The sequence below is a fragment of the Sphingobium sp. MP9-4 genome (assembly GCF_005281675.1).
Taxonomy (GTDB): Bacteria; Pseudomonadota; Alphaproteobacteria; order Sphingomonadales; family Sphingomonadaceae; genus Sphingobium; species Sphingobium yanoikuyae.
Genome location: NZ_LUFI01000022.1, coordinates 23,388 through 39,197 on the forward strand (window position 1 = coordinate 23,388; position 15,810 = coordinate 39,197).

The 15,810-nt window shown below is 59.8% G+C and carries 18 protein-coding genes and 1 pseudogene; 11 read left to right on the plus strand and 8 right to left on the minus strand.

Annotation, left to right across the window (positions count from 1 at the left end):
* Nucleotides 1-11 precede the first annotated feature (11 nt).
* Nucleotides 12-704 (plus strand): VIT family protein, encoded by a 693-nt coding sequence (locus A0U87_RS05450; RefSeq protein WP_010338392.1) that lies wholly within the window; start codon nucleotides 12-14, stop codon nucleotides 702-704.
* A gap of 120 nt (nucleotides 705-824) precedes the next feature.
* On the opposite strand, the gene A0U87_RS05455 is transcribed toward A0U87_RS05450, so the two are convergent.
* On the minus strand, nucleotides 825-1,217 hold the full coding sequence (locus A0U87_RS05455; RefSeq protein WP_010338391.1) for a metalloregulator ArsR/SmtB family transcription factor: 393 nt from the start codon (nucleotides 1,215-1,217) through the stop codon (nucleotides 825-827).
* Complete coding sequence (locus tag A0U87_RS05460; RefSeq protein WP_010338390.1) at nucleotides 1,214-1,837, minus strand: peroxiredoxin; 624 nt, start codon at nucleotides 1,835-1,837, stop codon at nucleotides 1,214-1,216. The genes A0U87_RS05455 and A0U87_RS05460 overlap by 4 nt, the downstream gene beginning before the upstream one ends.
* Nucleotides 1,838-1,924: 87 nt before the next feature.
* Between A0U87_RS05460 and A0U87_RS05465 the strand changes: the two genes are divergently transcribed.
* The 9 genes from A0U87_RS05465 to A0U87_RS05505 are packed head-to-tail and all read left to right on the plus strand — an operon-like array spanning nucleotide 1,925 to nucleotide 8,834.
* On the plus strand, nucleotides 1,925-2,842 hold the full coding sequence (locus A0U87_RS05465) for an MBL fold metallo-hydrolase (protein ID WP_010338389.1): 918 nt from the start codon (nucleotides 1,925-1,927) through the stop codon (nucleotides 2,840-2,842).
* Nucleotides 2,839-3,288: a YeeE/YedE thiosulfate transporter family protein gene (locus tag A0U87_RS05470; protein ID WP_063976448.1), complete on the plus strand. Its 450-nt coding sequence runs from the start codon at nucleotides 2,839-2,841 to the stop codon at nucleotides 3,286-3,288. Before A0U87_RS05465 ends, A0U87_RS05470 begins: the two co-directional genes overlap by 4 nt.
* A gap of 16 nt (nucleotides 3,289-3,304) precedes the next feature.
* Complete coding sequence (locus tag A0U87_RS05475) at nucleotides 3,305-3,511, plus strand: DUF2892 domain-containing protein (protein WP_010338386.1); 207 nt, start codon at nucleotides 3,305-3,307, stop codon at nucleotides 3,509-3,511.
* Nucleotides 3,508-3,918 (plus strand): DUF6691 family protein, encoded by a 411-nt coding sequence (locus A0U87_RS05480; protein WP_010338385.1) that lies wholly within the window; start codon nucleotides 3,508-3,510, stop codon nucleotides 3,916-3,918. Before A0U87_RS05475 ends, A0U87_RS05480 begins: the two co-directional genes overlap by 4 nt.
* Nucleotides 3,919-3,955: 37 nt before the next feature.
* A complete protein-coding gene (locus A0U87_RS05485; protein ID WP_029547838.1) occupies nucleotides 3,956-5,539 on the plus strand; it encodes a bifunctional protein tyrosine phosphatase family protein/NAD(P)/FAD-dependent oxidoreductase in 1,584 nt (527 codons plus the stop codon).
* Between the two features lie 3 nt (nucleotides 5,540-5,542).
* Nucleotides 5,543-6,328 carry a sulfite exporter TauE/SafE family protein gene (locus A0U87_RS05490; protein ID WP_010338383.1) on the plus strand — a complete coding sequence of 262 codons (786 nt, stop codon included), beginning with the start codon at nucleotides 5,543-5,545 and terminating at the stop codon, nucleotides 6,326-6,328.
* Nucleotides 6,329-6,340: 12 nt separating this feature from the next.
* Nucleotides 6,341-7,735 (plus strand): cytochrome ubiquinol oxidase subunit I, encoded by a 1,395-nt coding sequence (locus A0U87_RS05495; protein ID WP_010338382.1) that lies wholly within the window; start codon nucleotides 6,341-6,343, stop codon nucleotides 7,733-7,735.
* A complete protein-coding gene (gene cydB / locus A0U87_RS05500; protein WP_010338381.1) occupies nucleotides 7,732-8,730 on the plus strand; it encodes a cytochrome d ubiquinol oxidase subunit II in 999 nt (332 codons plus the stop codon). The genes A0U87_RS05495 and cydB overlap by 4 nt, the downstream gene beginning before the upstream one ends.
* Entirely contained in the window at nucleotides 8,730-8,834 is a 105-nt protein-coding gene (locus tag A0U87_RS05505; protein WP_080572849.1) for a DUF2474 family protein, read from the plus strand. The genes cydB and A0U87_RS05505 overlap by 1 nt, the downstream gene beginning before the upstream one ends.
* On the opposite strand, the pseudogene A0U87_RS26645 reads toward A0U87_RS05505, so the two are convergent.
* Nucleotides 8,826-9,080 (minus strand): annotated as a pseudogene (locus A0U87_RS26645) (hypothetical protein); the annotation flags it as partial. The gene A0U87_RS05505 and the pseudogene A0U87_RS26645 overlap by 9 nt on opposite strands.
* Before the next feature lie 135 nt (nucleotides 9,081-9,215).
* Nucleotides 9,216-9,848, minus strand: coding sequence for a tyrosine-type recombinase/integrase (locus A0U87_RS05515; RefSeq protein WP_010338379.1), 633 nt, complete (start codon nucleotides 9,846-9,848; stop codon nucleotides 9,216-9,218).
* Between the two features lie 189 nt (nucleotides 9,849-10,037).
* Between A0U87_RS05515 and A0U87_RS05520 the strand changes: the two genes are divergently transcribed.
* Nucleotides 10,038-10,841, plus strand: coding sequence for an alpha-hydroxy acid oxidase (locus A0U87_RS05520; RefSeq protein WP_137405280.1), 804 nt, complete (start codon nucleotides 10,038-10,040; stop codon nucleotides 10,839-10,841).
* A gap of 55 nt (nucleotides 10,842-10,896) precedes the next feature.
* Here the strand turns inward: A0U87_RS05520 and A0U87_RS05525 are convergent, their stop codons facing one another.
* From A0U87_RS05525 to A0U87_RS05540, 4 genes are all read right to left on the minus strand, one after another.
* Nucleotides 10,897-11,490, minus strand: coding sequence for a type IV toxin-antitoxin system AbiEi family antitoxin domain-containing protein (locus A0U87_RS05525; RefSeq protein WP_037509343.1), 594 nt, complete (start codon nucleotides 11,488-11,490; stop codon nucleotides 10,897-10,899).
* A 2-nt stretch (nucleotides 11,491-11,492) separates the two neighbouring features.
* Nucleotides 11,493-13,679: a TonB-dependent siderophore receptor gene (locus A0U87_RS05530; protein WP_037509342.1), complete on the minus strand. Its 2,187-nt coding sequence runs from the start codon at nucleotides 13,677-13,679 to the stop codon at nucleotides 11,493-11,495.
* Nucleotides 13,680-13,807: 128 nt separating this feature from the next.
* Complete coding sequence (locus tag A0U87_RS05535) at nucleotides 13,808-15,136, minus strand: ATP-binding protein (protein ID WP_010338374.1); 1,329 nt, start codon at nucleotides 15,134-15,136, stop codon at nucleotides 13,808-13,810.
* Nucleotides 15,136-15,810 (minus strand): response regulator transcription factor, encoded by a 675-nt coding sequence (locus tag A0U87_RS05540; RefSeq protein ID WP_010338372.1) that lies wholly within the window; start codon nucleotides 15,808-15,810, stop codon nucleotides 15,136-15,138. Before A0U87_RS05540 ends, A0U87_RS05535 begins: the two co-directional genes overlap by 1 nt.

The following is a 15,810-nucleotide window of genomic DNA, read 5'->3' on the forward strand; positions in this document are numbered from 1 at the left end:
AGGGGATTACGATGCGCAGCCACCGGGAAACCCATCTCGTCTCTCGTATCGGATGGCTTCGTGCCGCGGTGCTAGGCGCCAACGACGGCATCGTATCCACGGCTAGCCTGATGATCGGCGTCGCTGCGTCCGGTGCCTCCCGTTCTTCCATGTTGATATCTGGTATAGCGGGTCTGGTGGCCGGCGCGATGTCGATGGCGGCGGGCGAATATGTGTCGGTAAGCTCTCAGTCTGACACCGAAGCGGCGGACTTGCGCCGGGAGCAGCAGGAAATCGCTGACAATCCCGATGCGGAATTGGCAGAGTTGGCTGGTTTCTATGTTCAGCGAGGGGTCGACGAAAAGACCTCGCATGAGGTTGCGAAACAACTCATGGAGCATGATGCACTGGGTGCTCATGCTCGCGAAGAACTCCACATCACCGAGATGACTGCCGCACGCCCGATCACAGCGGCATTGACGTCTGCCTCGACGTTCACGGCCGGAGCCCTGCTGCCTCTCATCCTTGCGGCTTTGCTGCCGGCGTCGCTCACCGTAACAGGCGAAGCGCTGGGATCGCTCCTGTTCCTGGCGCTCCTGGGATGGGTGGGAGCTGCCGCTGGCGGTGCAAACCCGCTCAAACCTGTCGGTCGTGTGGTGTTCTGGGGGGCGTTGGCCATGGGTTTGACCGCTGGCATTGGCAGCTTGGTCGGGAAAGCAATTTAGGACAAAGGCCCAAAAGCTGCGCACATGAAACTTCTTCTACGACGTTAAGAGCGTGTCGCTTGCAGCGACCACCGCAGCACTCGCTACAAAGCCAAACGAGGCAAACAGCGCGTAAATATCTTAATCAAGCACTTGAGCAAATCCGGCCACCCCTTCAGGTAATGATGGACGACGCTCCGGTTTGGCAGACGGCCGGATTTCTTCGACCTTACCCAGGCCTCCGAAAATCGCTTCCATTGTTCGGACGCACAAAGCGACCCCCTCGTCAGCAAGCGCGTACCAAACGAGTTTGGCCTCCTTTCTCGTTTGAACGAGATTGGCCCGGCGTAACTCCCCTAGCTGCTGGCTGAGTGCTGGTTGGACAATGTCTGTCGCTTCGCCGATCTCCGATACGTTGCGCTCCCCGCGTAACAGGCAAGAGAGGATCATGAGGCGCTGTGGTTGCGCAAAGACCTTGAGCTTTTCGGACGCGACGGTCGCAGCTTCGCGGTCCTCGTAAAATGCCTCGTTCATAGCGCGTCCGCAAAGCGGCAAAACCAGTCCTGGCGATCTTCTGCGATGTCAGATGGTGGGCAGAGCAAAGGCTGTCCTTCCCGCCATCCTTCAGGCGCAAGTTTCTGGGCACTGCCCACCACTTGCAGTGCTTTAAGCAACCGCAGCATCTCATCGACCGATCGCCCAACATTATGGGGGTAGCATGTGATCGCCCTTATGACCCCTTCGGGATCGATGAAGAATGTCGAACGCATAGCCATGCTGTCAGCAGATTGCTCGTCAACCATGCCATAGGCATGCCCAATCGCCATGCTCGGATCCTCGATTATCGGGAAGCGGACATCCGCTCCGAGCGTCTCTCGGATCGCTCTGACCCACGCCATGTGCGAGTAAAGGCTGTCGACTGACAGTCCCAACAGCGACGTTTCAAGGGCATCAAATTCCGACTGCCGACGGGCGAGTTCAGCGAATTCGGTGCTGCAAACTGGCGTGAAGTCAGCGGGATGGGAAAAAAAGATCACCCATCGTCCACGCAACTTTGAAAGCTGAATTTCGCCCCCGGTCGAACGGGCGCGAAAGTCTGGCGCGGGCTCTCCAATGCGCGGTGAGCGAGATTCAATTCTTTGGGCCATTTCCATGACGTCTCCTTCGACGCTCCTCCCTCTTGACGCAACAAGATTATTCGATTACACGATATATGTAAATGTGAATTTGTGAGGTTTTCCGTGGCCGACTCCGCTCTTGCAGCCGCCTCATCGCAGATCTCAGCCGCTCAAACGGACACCCCCCAGATCAAGGCGTTCTTTGACGAGCCGACCTTCACGGTGACCTATGTTGTTCATGATCCCGAGAGCCGCCACGCTGCGATCATCGACAGCGTGCTGGACTATGACCCCGCCTCGGGTCGCACCTCCTTCTCCTCGGCAAACGCGCTTGTCGCTTTTGTCGAGGAGAAGGGGCTTGCTATCGACTGGCACCTGGAGACGCACGCTCACGCGGATCACCTGTCAGCTGCGCCATATCTGAAGGAGAAGTTGGGCGGGCAAATCGCCATCGGCGAGCAAATCATCACGGTGCAGCAGGCATTTGGTAAGCTTTTCAACGCGGGCACCGATTTCGAGCGCAACGGTTCCGACTTCGATCATTTGTGGAAAGACGGTGATCACTTCCGGATCGGCAATCTTGATGTAACCGTGCTGCATGTGCCGGGGCACACGCCGGCCTGTATCGCCTATGTGATCGGCGACGCCGTCTTTGTCGGCGATACCATGTTCATGCCCGACTACGGCACGGCACGTGCTGATTTTCCCGGTGGCGATGCCCGAACCCTCTATCAATCTGCGATGCGGCTTCTGTCGCTCCCGCCGGAAACGCGGCTGTTCATGTGCCACGATTATCTTCCGGAAGGGCGCAAGGACTATGTCTGGGAAACGACCGTAGAGGCCGAGCGCCAAGCCAACGTCCATATCCATGACGGGGTAAGCGAAGACGAATTTGTCGCGATGCGCGAGGCCCGCGACAAGACGCTCGCGATGCCGCGCCTCATTCTGCCTTCTGTCCAGGTGAACATGCGCGCCGGTCATTTCCCGCCTGCCGAGGACAATGGCGTCACGTACCTCAAGATTCCGGTCAACGCAGTATGATGCTGCCCGGCTTCCCCAATGCCACCCCCGTCGCGGGGTTGGTTGGCGGCCTGCTGATCGGGCTTGCGGCAGCGATCATGCTGCTCGGACTTGGTCGCATCGCTGGTGTAAGCGGTATGTTGGCCCGCGCGTCGGGAATTTCCGATACGGGCACACCGCGCGCCATAGCGCTCGCGTTCATCGCCGGACTGCCGCTTGGTGCGCTCCTCGTCATACTGTCTTCCAGCAGTATCAGACCGCATTTTACAGGATCAGTCCTGCAACTGGTCATTGCCGGACTGCTCGTAGGTTTCGGCACGCGCCTTGGTTCAGGCTGCACGAGCGGTCACGGGGTCTGCGGTCTCTCCCGACTTTCGCGCCGGTCGATGGTCGCAACGCTGACCTTCATGGTCAGCGGCTTCGCCACCGTTGGGCTGATGCGCGCTTTCGGTTTCATCAACGGATAGTCGGAGGACACCGGACATGAAGAGGAATATGGGAACGGTCGATCGGATGCTGCGCACCATCGCAGCCTTGGCGATCGGTTATCTCTGGTGGACCGGAACGATCAGCGGGGACCTCGGTGTCGGCTTGGCGATCGTCGCAGTTATATTCCTTCTGACAAGCGCGGTCAGCTTCTGTCCGCTCTACCGCCCGCTCGGCCTTTCAACCTGCGGCACTGGGAAGTGAAGGTCCCTGCCATCTCGTTGCTAGCGGGCACCTTGTTCGGAGCTGGGCTCACCATATCCGGCATGGCTGACCCCGCGCGGGTGCGCGCCTTCCTCGATCTGTTCGGGGCCTGGGATCCCACGCTTGCCTTCGTGATGGTCGGTGCGATGGTGCCGATGGCGATCGCCTGGTTGGTCCAGAAGCGGATGCCGCGACCGATCGTCTGCGAGGCGTTCGACTTGCCCGGTACAAGCTTGCTGGATGCCAAGTTGCTTGGCGGAGCGTCATTGTTCGGGATCGGTTGGGCGATCGGGGGACTATGTCCCGGCCCCGCACTCGCCGACCTTGCCATCGCACCAATTGAAGCCGGAATTTTCGTCGCCGCCATGCTCGCCGGCATGACCGCGCACCGCATCATTACAAAATGAAAAGAGGCCCGCTTCAGAGCGGGATCGAGGAGAAGCCATGGACATCAAGCCGCTCAATCGGGACTTTGCAATCTCCCCGCAGATTGATCTCGCCGACCTTCCGGCAATCGCCGCCCAAGGTTACAAGGCGATCATCTGCAATCGACCTGATAACGAGGAGAAGGGTCAGATTGCCGCTACGGAGCTTCGTGAAGCTGCCGAACGACTGGGCTTAGAGTTCGCGCATGCGCCCGCAGTCTCGGGGGCGATTACCGATGCGAATGTTGAGGCCATGGCAAGTGCGCTAGCGCGCCTTCCTAGGCCGATTCTCGCCTTTTGCCGCTCCGGCGCGAGGTCGACGAAGTTGTATGACCTCTCCTCCTCTCGGAGCCAATCGGCCCCTGTAGTCCATATTCACGATGTCGTGATTGTCGGCGGCGGTGCAGCGGGGATTGCGACGGCAGCAAGCCTTCTAAAGCGCAATCCGAAGCTCGATATTGCAGTTATCGAGCCATCTGAGGAGCATTATTATCAGCCCGGTTGGACTATGGTCGGCGCCGGTGTCTTCGAGAGAGAGTTCACACGACGCACTGAAGCGCAGGTCATGCCGAGCCGAGTGAACTGGATCCGCGCAGCAGCCTCGGATTTTGCCCCCGACGAAAACAAGGTGATCCTCAGTGATGGCGGCGAAGTCCGCTACCGTGTTCTCGTTGCCTGTCCGGGTATCAAATTGGATTGGAACGCTATTCCGGGCTTGGCCGATACGATCGGCAAGAACGGCGTGACGTCCAACTATGGCTATGATCTTGCGCCCTACACCAACAGACTGGTGAAGCAATTCAAGGGCGGACGGGCGCTGTTCACCCAGCCCGCAATGCCGATCAAGTGTGCCGGCGCGCCGCAAAAAGCGATGTACCTTTCCTGTCATCGCTGGGAAAAGGCAGGCGTCCTGAAAGACATCGACGTCCAGTTCCACACCGCCGGCGCGGTGCTGTTCGGCGTTGCCGCCTATGTCCCGGCACTGATGGAATATGTCGAGCGCTATGGCGCGCACCTCAACTTCGAATCGAAGCTCGTCGCGATCGATGGCGCCGCAAAAGTGGCGACTTTCGAACGCAAGGATAGCGACGGCACCGGACGCGTCGAAGAGCGCTTCGACATGATTCACGTCGTGCCGCCACAGGTCGCGCCGGATTTCGTGCGCACCAGTTCCCTCGCAGCAGCCTCCGGCTTCATCGAAGTCAACGAGGCGACGCTTCGACATGTGCGCTATCCTAATGTATTTGCATTGGGCGACGCCTGCTCCGCCTCGAATGCCAAGACCGCCGCTGCGGCGCGCAAGCAGGCGCCGGTTGTCGCGGTCAATGTACTTGCCGTGCTCGAGGGCAAGCCGCCGACCGCTGACTATGACGGCTATGGCTCCTGTCCGCTAACGGTCGAGGCTGGCAAGATCGTGCTCGCCGAGTTCGGCTATGGCGGCAAATTGCTGCCCAGCTTTCCCAATTGGCTGATCGACGGAACGCGGCCCTCGCGCCTGTCCTGGCTCCTCAAGGACACCATCCTGCCGCCGGTTTACTGGCATGGCATGCTCAAGGGCCGGGAATGGATGGTCGCGCCGCACGCGATCGAAGCGGCGCACTGAGCCATGCTTGAGCCGCTTCAATATGCCCTCGGCGGACTGTCAGGCGCGCTGGTGGGCTTTGTCCTCGGGCTTGTCGGGGGCGGCGGGTCGATCCTCGCCGTGCCGCTGCTGCTCTATCTCGTAGGCGTCCGCAATCCGCATGAGGCGATCGGCACCAGTGCATTGGCCGTCGCGGCCAATGCGCTTACTGGCCTCTGGAACCATGCCCATGCCCGCACCGTGAACTGGCGGTGCGGGGGGATCTATGCTGCTGCCGGCGTCGTCGGTGCGCTCGGCGGTTCAACGCTTGGCAAGAGCATCGATGGGCACAAGCTGCTGTTCCTGTTCGCGATCCTGATGATCGTTGTGGCAGTCTTGATGTTTCGCGGTCGCGGCGACCAGGGCGTCGAGGGCGCGCAATGCAATCGGGAGAATGTCGGCAAGGTTGTCAGCTATGGTCTCGGGACCGGCGCCTTTTCCGGCTTCTTCGGGATCGGCGGCGGTTTCCTCATTGTGCCGGGGCTGATCGCCTCGACCCACATGCCCATCCTGCGCGCGATCGGCACCTCGCTCGTCGCGGTCGCGGCCTTCGGTCTGACGACAGCGCTCAACTATGCGCTTTCGGGCTACGTCCTTTGGGGTCTGGCCGGCGTGTTCATCGTGGGCGGCATTGTCGGGAGCGTCATCGGCACGCGTGCATCGCAGGTACTGGCCGCCGAAAAGGGCCGGTTGAACAGCCTCTTCGCAGTCTTCGTGCTCGTCGTTGCCATCTACATGCTATTCAAGAGCTGGTCCGAACTCGCCAGCTGAACGGGGATATTCATGGACGCCATCATTCTCGCAAGGGCGCAATTCGCCTTCACGGTGAGCTTTCACTTCCTCTTCCCGGCCTTTTCCATCGGGCTGGCAAGCTATCTGGCCGTGCTCGAAGCTCTGTGGCTGAAGACCGGCAAGGGCGTCTATGCGAACCTGTTTCGCTACTGGCTGAAGATCTTCGCCGTCGTGTTCGCGATGGGCGTCGTCTCGGGCATTGTCATGTCCTACCAGTTCGGCACCAACTGGTCAGTGTTCTCGGACAAGGCGGGACCTGTCATCGGACCGCTGATGGCCTATGAGGTGCTGACCGCCTTCTTCTTAGAAGCCGGATTCCTCGGGGTCATGTTGTTCGGGATCAACAAGGTTGGGCGCAAGCTGCACTTCGTCGCGACGCTTGCAGTCGCGCTGGGGACTTTTATTTCCGCATTCTGGATCCTGTCGGTCAACAGCTGGATGCAAACGCCCGTTGGCTATGAGGTCGGCGCCAACGGCCAGTTCCTGCCGGGGCCAAGCTGGCTGACAATCATCTTCAATCCCAGCTTCCCCTATCGGCTCTTTCACACGGTCCTTGCCGCCTATCTGACGACCGCTTTTATCGTGGGTGCCGTCGGAGGATGGCATCTCTTAAAGGACCGCACCAATCCCGGCGCACGCAAGATGTTCTCTATGGCGATGTGGATGGCGGCGCTCGTTGCTCCGATCCAGATCTTCGCCGGCGACATGCACGGGCTCAATACTCTCAAGCACCAGCCGGTGAAGGTGATGGCGATGGAAGGCCATTTTCAGAGCCACCCGCACGGTGCGCCTTTGATCCTGTTCGGCATCCCCAACAGCGCTGAACAGCGGGTGTATTATGCCATCGAGATACCCAAGGCGTCGTCGCTGATTCTCAAACACGAACTCGATGCGCCCTTGAGTGGCCTGGACACCGTGCCACCAGCTGATCGTCCTCCCGTCGGTATCGTCTTCTGGGCCTTTCGCGTAATGGTCGGGATCGGTTTCGCGATGCTCGGGATCGGGATCCTGAGCCTCATCGCGCGCTGGCGCAAGGCGCTCTACGACTGGCCGCTGCTGCATCGCTTCGCTGTGCTGATGGGGCCGTCGGGACTGATCGCAGTGCTGTCCGGCTGGATCGTGACGGAAGTCGGACGGCAACCCTTCACAATCTATGGTCTGCTGAGGACCGCCCAAAGCGCTTCACCGCTGGATGCTCCTGCGGTCGCCTCGTCGCTGCTGGCCTTCGTGGTCGTCTATTTCGCCGTCTTCGGGATGGGCATCTGGTATCTGCTTCAACTCATGAAGAAGCCGCCTGAAGCACATGAACCGCCGCCCAGTGATGCGCCCATTCGCAGTGCGGGGATCACCCCGGCGCCGGCTATCATCGAGGGAGCTTCGTCATGATCGATCTCACCGTCATCTGGGCCTGTATCATCGGCTTTGCTATCATCGCCTATGTCGTGATGGACGGCTTCGATCTCGGCATCGGCATCCTGTTTCCGTTCTTCAAGGTCGGGCAGGATCGGGACACCGCGATGAACAGCATCGCTCCGGTCTGGGACGGAAACGAAACCTGGCTGGTTATGGGCGTGGGCGGCCTGTTTGCCGCATTCCCGCTGGCCTATGCCATCATCCTTCCCGCGCTTTACGCGCCGATGATCGCAATGCTGCTTGGCCTTGTATTCCGCGGCGTGGCATTCGAGTTCCGCTGGCGCGACCCGGCGCACCGTGCTTTCTGGGACAAGGCGTTCACGACAGGGTCGGTCGTCGCCACCTTCGCGCAAGGCATTGCGCTCGGCGCGCTGCTACAGGGCATCACGGTCGAGGGGCGCAGCTATGCCGGGGGTTGGTGGGAATGGCTGTCGCCGTTCAGTCTGCTGACGGGTGTCGGGCTGCTAGTCGGCTATGCCCTGCTCGGGGCTTGTTGGCTCAACTGGAAGACTGAAGGCGGGTTGCGACGGCAGACGGTGACCTATGCCGGGCGGCTTGGCATCGGCCTGCTCATCATGATCGGCGTGATCAGCCTCGCAACGCTGCGGCTCGAAACGCAATACTTTCAGCGCTGGCTGAGTTTCCCGGGCGTGGTCGCGACAGCGCAGGTGCCGCTCGCCACGCTCGTCGTAACATTCCTGTTTTATCGTAGCCTCCGATTGAAGCGCGATGCGCAGCCTTTCTTCTGGGCGTTGGCCCTGTTCGGGCTATGCTTGGTCGGCCTTGGTGTCTCGATCTGGCCCGATGTCGTTCCGGCGCGGGTGACGATCTGGGAAGCTGCAGCGCCCGTCCGCAGTCAGTTGTTCATGCTGGTTGGAGCCTCGATCATGGTGCCCGTGATCCTGGCATATACGGCCTGGTCCTATTGGGTTTTCCGGGGCAAGGTTGGCATTGAGGGGTATCATTGATGCCGCTCTGGCTGAGTCGCCTTGGATGGTTTTTCGGCATTTGGGCTGCTAGCGTTTTCGCGTTGGCGCTTGTGGGCGGAATGCTCCGCTGGTGGCTACGCTAAATGGCCCCTCGCCATAGGTGAGAGGCCAACACTCAAATTTCGGTATTTTTGGGCGTCTTCTACGTCGATCCCGAGATAGCTAACCATATTCTCGATCTTGCTATGGCCGAGCAGGATCTGGACAACCCGTAGATTGCCGGTCGCCCTGTATATGATCGATGCCTTCGCTCGGCGGAGTGAGCGGGTGCCGTATTCGCTCCGCATCAGGCCAACTCCTGTCAACCATTCATCTACAAGCCGAGCATAATGCCGAGGCCGTTCGTCGGGAGGTGCGGGAACGTCGGCTTGTAATCAGGGCTGCCGTTTAACATGTCACAGGCGAACGTCGGGAATGTCCCAGCGCCCGTGCCCGGCACGCCCTGGGCACGGGCGCCAGCAGATTCAGATCTCCGTGTTTTCTGCAAGGGCAAGCGCGTCCTCTACGTCGATCCCTAGATAGCGCACCGTGTTCTCAATCTTGCTATGGCCGAGCAGTATCTGAACGGCGCGAAGGTTGCCCGTCGCCCTGTAGATGATCGATGCCTTCGTTCGGCGAAGTGAGTGCGTGCCATACTCGCTCCGCATCAAGCCGACACCTGTCACCCATTCGTCGACAAGCCGAGCATACTGCCGTGTGCTCAGGTGCCCATTGTGATCAACCCGGCTTGGGAAAACATAATCGTCCACTGTTCCGCCCCGGCGTTCGAGCCATGCCAGCAAGCTCGCTCGAGCATCTGGCAGCAGCTCAAATTGAACGGGCCGACCTGTTTTCTGCTGCATGACGATTGCCCGCGTTCGGACCTGCCCGCCGCTTACAAGGTCGCCGATCTTGATCTGCACGAGGTCGCAGCCCCGAAGCTTGCTGTCGATCGCCAGATCGAACAGCGCCCGATCTCGTAGGCGGCGGCGCTGATTGAGGTAGAAACGGATTTCCCAAATCTGCTTCGGTTTCAGCGCCCGCTTGGCGCCCACGGTCCTTCCTGCATTCCAAACCGGGCGCTTGGTGGCGATGAGTTCTGTTTCAGGCATCTCCATGATCGTTCTCCTTTGGCCACATTGGCCTTCTGCAGAACGCTTGCCGACGAGGATGCGCAGGACTTGCTATAGGGCTCGTGCCGACCAACTCAAGACATTTGGCGTCATTGATGTGACCGACAGCTTTTGCCAGGATCCGCCATGCCATGGCTGCTGCCAATATAAAGTCGCCGCCCACCATGCGGAGCTTTGCCATCTGAGCGACATACCCAGAACGGGAGCACTCTTTCCAGCATTCCTCTCGAGGACATTGCCTGGGCTGCGCATGCCGCGCGCCAGGCCATGGAGCGTGACCAGACGCCGCGGCTCTGGTTCCAGCTCTATTTCCAGGCTGATCGAGGGCATTCGCTTGAACTGGTGCGACGCGCCGAGGCTGCTGGCTATTGCGTCCTCATGGTAACGATCGATGCGGCCATGAAGCGATCCGAATTCGCACTGCCGGAAGGGGTCGAGGCCGCCAATCTCCGTGGAATGCCCCGCAGCGTCCAGAACAGCGCGGCTGCGGGCGGGCAGATCATCTTTGGAACGGCGCTGGCCGACGCCGCACCAACCTGGGACGATATCGCGTGGCTGCGCAAGCAGACCAGTTTGCCGATCATATTGAAAGGCATCCTTTCTCCTGCTGACGCTCGCATGGCACTTGATCATGGCGTTGATGCCATTGTCGTGTCGAACCATGGCGGACGCGTCACCGACGGTCTCATCACGCCCATGAAAGCGCTTCCATCGATCGCGCGTACGATCGATGGAAAATGCCCGATCCTTCTCGACAGCGGTGTGCGTACCGGCACGGATGTCCTCAAGGCGATTAGCCTTGGTGCCAGCGCGGTCATGATTGGTAGGCCGCAACTTCATGCCCTCGCGGTGGCAGGCATGGCCGGCGTTGCCCATATGCTTCACATGATACGGGCAGAGTTCGAACTCGCCATGGCGCAAGTCGGCGTGAAATCGCTGGACGAACTTGGTCCTGCTTATGTCACCTCTTCAGACTGATGTGTGAGGCCGGACGAATGTCCGGCCGCATGTTCCTCTAGGCGCGACATATGCACTATCCTCGGCGCTTCGAGGCCGGCGAGGCATAAACGCCGTAGCCCACCCTCTCGATCAAGCCACGCTTGGTCATCTTGCTGACGACCGAGCGAGACACGCCCATTCGGCCGAGATCGGCGATTGTTGCCGTGTCACGATCGCGCAAAACCGCAAAGACAACTGCCTGTTTGGGGGCGCCATATGTGCGATTTATGAGCCGGATCGAACGATCCTGTCGCTTCTTTGCCCGTTGTTCAGGAAGACCTGGGCACCGGGCGACATTACGAAAATCAAGTTTGCCGCCACGCCGGGTCAGGCCTGCTGCGCACGCGTCCAGCAATGCGTGCAGGTGCGCCGGCAGCCCGATGTCCATCGGCGGTATCTGGCGCTGGAATGCTGCTATGCCCCCAAGAAGCCGGATCTCATCCTGGTTCACAAATGGGCTGGACAATGTCGCTATCACGAAGCCTCGCTCGGTGGCGTGTTCACCCAGTGCTGCGAATGCCCGGATAGCGGCCTCTCCGACTTTGGCACTGCTGCCACCACGCAGAAGGCAAATTGCCAGCCGCTCCTCCCTTGTGAAGCGCTTCAAAGGAAGGAAGCGGCTGGACATGGTCAGAACTTCGCGCTGAGGCCGACCTTCACCGCAGTCGGTGAACCTGGCGTGATGTTGTTGTTGCTATGGGCATAGAGATAGTAACGCTTGCCAAGGATATTCTCGACATTCACCTGCAGGCTCAGCTCTGGCGCGATGTCGAAATAGACGGCGCCATCGAGCCGCGTATAGCCGGGCATCGCGACGAAATTGTCGGTCGAGGCGTAGCGCTTGCCCTGGTAGATCACGCCCAGCGCAGCGCCGAGCTGTTCGATCGGATCGAAGCGGGTCCAGAGCGAGGCGCTGTGCTTGGGCATGTTGGGCAGGATGTTCCCTGCCTGGACAGTGCCCGAGACATTGTCGAGGAAGGTGCCGTCGGAATAGGTGTAGGCGCCGACCATGCTGAGCTGCTTGGTAATGCTGCCCGCAGCACTGAGTTCGATGCCCTTGGTGCGCTGCCGTCCGATCGGCACCGTCGGCGAGGCCGCATTATTGGGATCGCTCAGCGCCAGAACATTGTCGCGATCCAGTTGATAGATGGCGGCGGCAAGGTTGAACGTGGGGAGAATGTCCCACTTCGCACCGATTTCGTAGTTCTGGAACTTCTCCGGCGCCAGGCTGGCGTTGGAAAGCGAAAGGCCGGTCAACTGGTCGCCACCACGCGGCTGGTAGGTACGCGAGTAGCTTGCATAGATGGAGGCATTCTCGGCCGGCTTGAAGATGAGGCCGGCGCGCGGAGACCAGAGATTGTCGGTCACGTCATAATATTCGGGAGATATGGTGCTGCCGCTCGTCCGGAAGGCGAGGCTGCGCCGATCGTGCAGCGTGGTCTTGAAATGCTCGTAGCGCACGCCCACGACGATATCGAACATGGGCGAGATGGCGATCTGGTCCTGGACATAGCCGGCCGCGACCTCCGCCACGCCGTTGCTGTTCGTGCTGCTCGAAATCATGGTCCAGCTGGTGGGCAAACGAACATTAGACGCCGAGATCGGCACGGTCACCGAGCTTGCATTGCCTGCAAAACGCCCTTCTTCCCGAATATTGTCGGATTTTTGGTGACCATATTCAGCGCCCACGAGCAGGGTATGCTCAATGGAGCCGGTATTGAAGATCGCATTGAAATCGGTCTGGTTGATGAAATTCTTGCGTTGCGTGGTGGCACGATAGGCCGAGATGCTCACGCTCGTTTCAGCTGCGTTGACCGCGCCGGGGAAGACGTTGGAATAATATTTGTCATAGTCGGCATAGCGGGTGCGGTTGCGGATCGAGACCGTGTCGCTGAACTTATGTTCGATGAACAGCGAACCGGCGTCGGTATTCGTACCGGTAGGGCTCTGGGTCGGATCGCCGAAGAACTGACCGCGCGGCGTGCGAAGCGGGCCAACGATATTGGTCGCCGAAGCGCCGAACCGAGCGGGAACGCCACGATCGGCGACGCGCTCATCCTCGAAATGCTCATATCCAAGCGAAATGGTCGTATCGGGACCAATTTTGAATGAGCCGGTCGGGTTGAAGCCCCAGCGGTTATAGTTGACGCCATCGCGATAGCTGTCGCTGTCCTGATAGACACCGGTCAGTCGGACAGCTGCAAAATCGCTGATCGGCGTGCCCAGATCAAACTGGGCGCGCTTATGCTCGAAGCTTCCGCCTTCCAGTCGGAAGGCACGATGAAGATTCCAGTCCGCAACCTTGGTAACGCGATTGACCACGCCGCCTACGCCGCCCCGGCCGAAGATCATCGCGTTCGGTCCTTTGAAGATTTCCAGCTTCTCGATGTTATAGAGGTCGCGATAGGTCTGGATATCGTCGCGCATGCCATCGACGAAGAAGTCGCCGGTGGTCGAATTGCCGCGGATCACCAGCGTTTCGCGATTACCCTCGCCCTGGGCCGAGAAAACGCCCGGGACATAGCGTATGGCGTCACCGATGCTGTTGGCTGCCTGATCCTCGATCTGCTTGACCGACACCACATTGACCGACTGGGGTACATCGATCAGCGGCGTATCCGTGCGCGTCGCGCTGATGCTGCGGCTGACCTTGTAGGAGCTTTCGGCTTCCCGATCATCGATCGCGGTGTCCGTGACCGTTACGGACCCGAGAACCTGCTCCTGGGCTATTGCGAGTGAGGGGGAGACCAGCGAAAGGAGGATGCCGGGCGCAGTCGACGCAAGCAGCGCCGATCGGAAAATCGCTGAATATTGCAAGGTTAGATCCCCTTCATTTAATGCGAATAGTTATCATTCGCGAGGGGGGTTAGCGCTTCGGTCGGGACGTGCAACTGGCCCAGGGATAAGGTTGGGATGTTGTATATGCCCCCCAATGTTCCGGTAACTTATCGCGCGAGACGAACCTCTACAGCAAAACCGGGCTTGTCCAGAACGGTCGCACAGCCCCCATGGATTTGCGCGACAGCAGAGACAAGGGCCAGGCCCAGACCATGTCCGTCGGTGGTGCGGCTGGCTTCGGTCCGCGTAAAACGGCTGAACAGTCGATCACGCTCGGTTGCCGGAACACCGGGACCATCATCGCAGACTTCAAGAATAACGAAAGCCTCGCTGGCAGTCAGATTGAGCGCGACCGTCGTGCCAGCCGGCGTATGCCGCAGCGCATTATCCAGCAGGTTGGTGATGAGTTGGGACAGCAATCGGGCATCGCCCCGGATGCGAAGCCCCATATGGATGGTCGAATGCAGCGCATGACCTGAAAGCTCGAAATCGGGCGCATAGGTTTCGACCACATCCTCGACCAGATCTCCAAGCGCCAGTTCCTGAAAATCTCGCTTGAGCGTGCCCGCCTCGATTTCGGATATGCGAAGGATGGCCGAGAAGACCTCGAGCAGTTCATGGGATTCTGCTATTGCCGCCTCGATCGCGCGCGTGCGCTTGTCTCCGCTGAAGGCGAGTGCTTCATCCAGACGATTATTCAGGCGCGTCAGTGGCGTTCGAAGGTCATGCGCAACATCGCTCGACACCTGTCGAAGATTCTCGACCAGGGCAGCATTGCGGTCCAGCATATGATTGAGCGACTTGGCGACGCCGTCGAACTCGTTGTCAGATCCGTCCAGCGGCATGCGCTGGGTCAGGTCTCCTCCGATAATGGCCTGGGCCGCATCGTCGAATCGGCGCAATCGACTGCGCGTTACAGCGCCAACGGTCCAGGCGCCCCCGACAGCCAGAAGAAGCATGGCGGCAAATGAGGCCGAAAACAGCTTCAGGATCGTGATGTCCATCTCGTCAATCACCGTGCGATCTGCTGCCACCAGAAGGCGGCTGCCGTCGGGCAGATCGGTGATGAGTGCCTGGGCTATGGCGCCATCCTTCCCGTAGTGCAGTAATTCGAAATATCCTGCCTTTGCCGGAATTTGCGCATCCAGTGCGCCGGCCAGCCGTCGTCCTTGGGGATCGACCAGAATATATCCGAGGCTTGCCGTGCTGTGCCCGGCATCGCGCTGATGAATGAGTTCGGCCAGTGCCGGGGTTCCGCCAGCACCCGCCCGCTCCAGCAAGGCGCTCGTCTCGGTGGCGGTTCGATGGTCCAGTTGCACCTCCATCGCCTCATGGGTCAGCGCATAGGCCAAGAGCCCGATCACAAGCGTCGCCAGAACGAAGGCCAGGCTAACCAGTGCCGTAAGGCCAAAGGTCGTTTTCCATGGGCGGGGCATTAATTGCTCCTGATCATGTAACCCGCGCCGCGAACCGTCTCGATCGCATCGACATCGAAGCCCGCATTCAGCTTCGAGCGAAGCCGACTGAGATGGGTCTCCACGATATTGGTCTTGGGCTCGAAGTCGAAGTCCCATACGCGTTCGAGCAGCATCGTTCGGGTAACCACGCGATGAGAATTGCGCATGAGTTCGGCGAGCAGCGAGAATTCCCGCGGTTGCAAAATGACCTTCTTTCCTCCGCGATGCACTGTGCGCCTGTGAAAGTCGATATCGATGTCGCCAACGGTCAGCCGGGACTGTTCGACTTGCGGTGCCTGCCGTCGACCAAGGGCATTCAAGCGGGCGAGGAGCTCGGAAAAGGCGAAGGGCTTGACCAGATAGTCGTCGGCGCCTGCCTCGAGCCCCTCTACCCGATCCGCTATTCGACCAATTGCGGTCAACATGAGAACGGGCGTGAGGTCGCCGGTCGCGCGCAGCATCTTGAGCAGGGATAGACCGTCCAGTCCTGGCAGCATGCGATCAACGATGATCGCGTCATAATTGCTGTCCGTTGCCTGGAACAGTCCCTCTCGTCCTTCCTCCACAAGGGTCACGGCATGCCCCACTTCCTTGAGGCCTCGGCTGAGGAATTCGCGTGTTTCCCCATCGTCTTCGATAATCAGGATATGCAT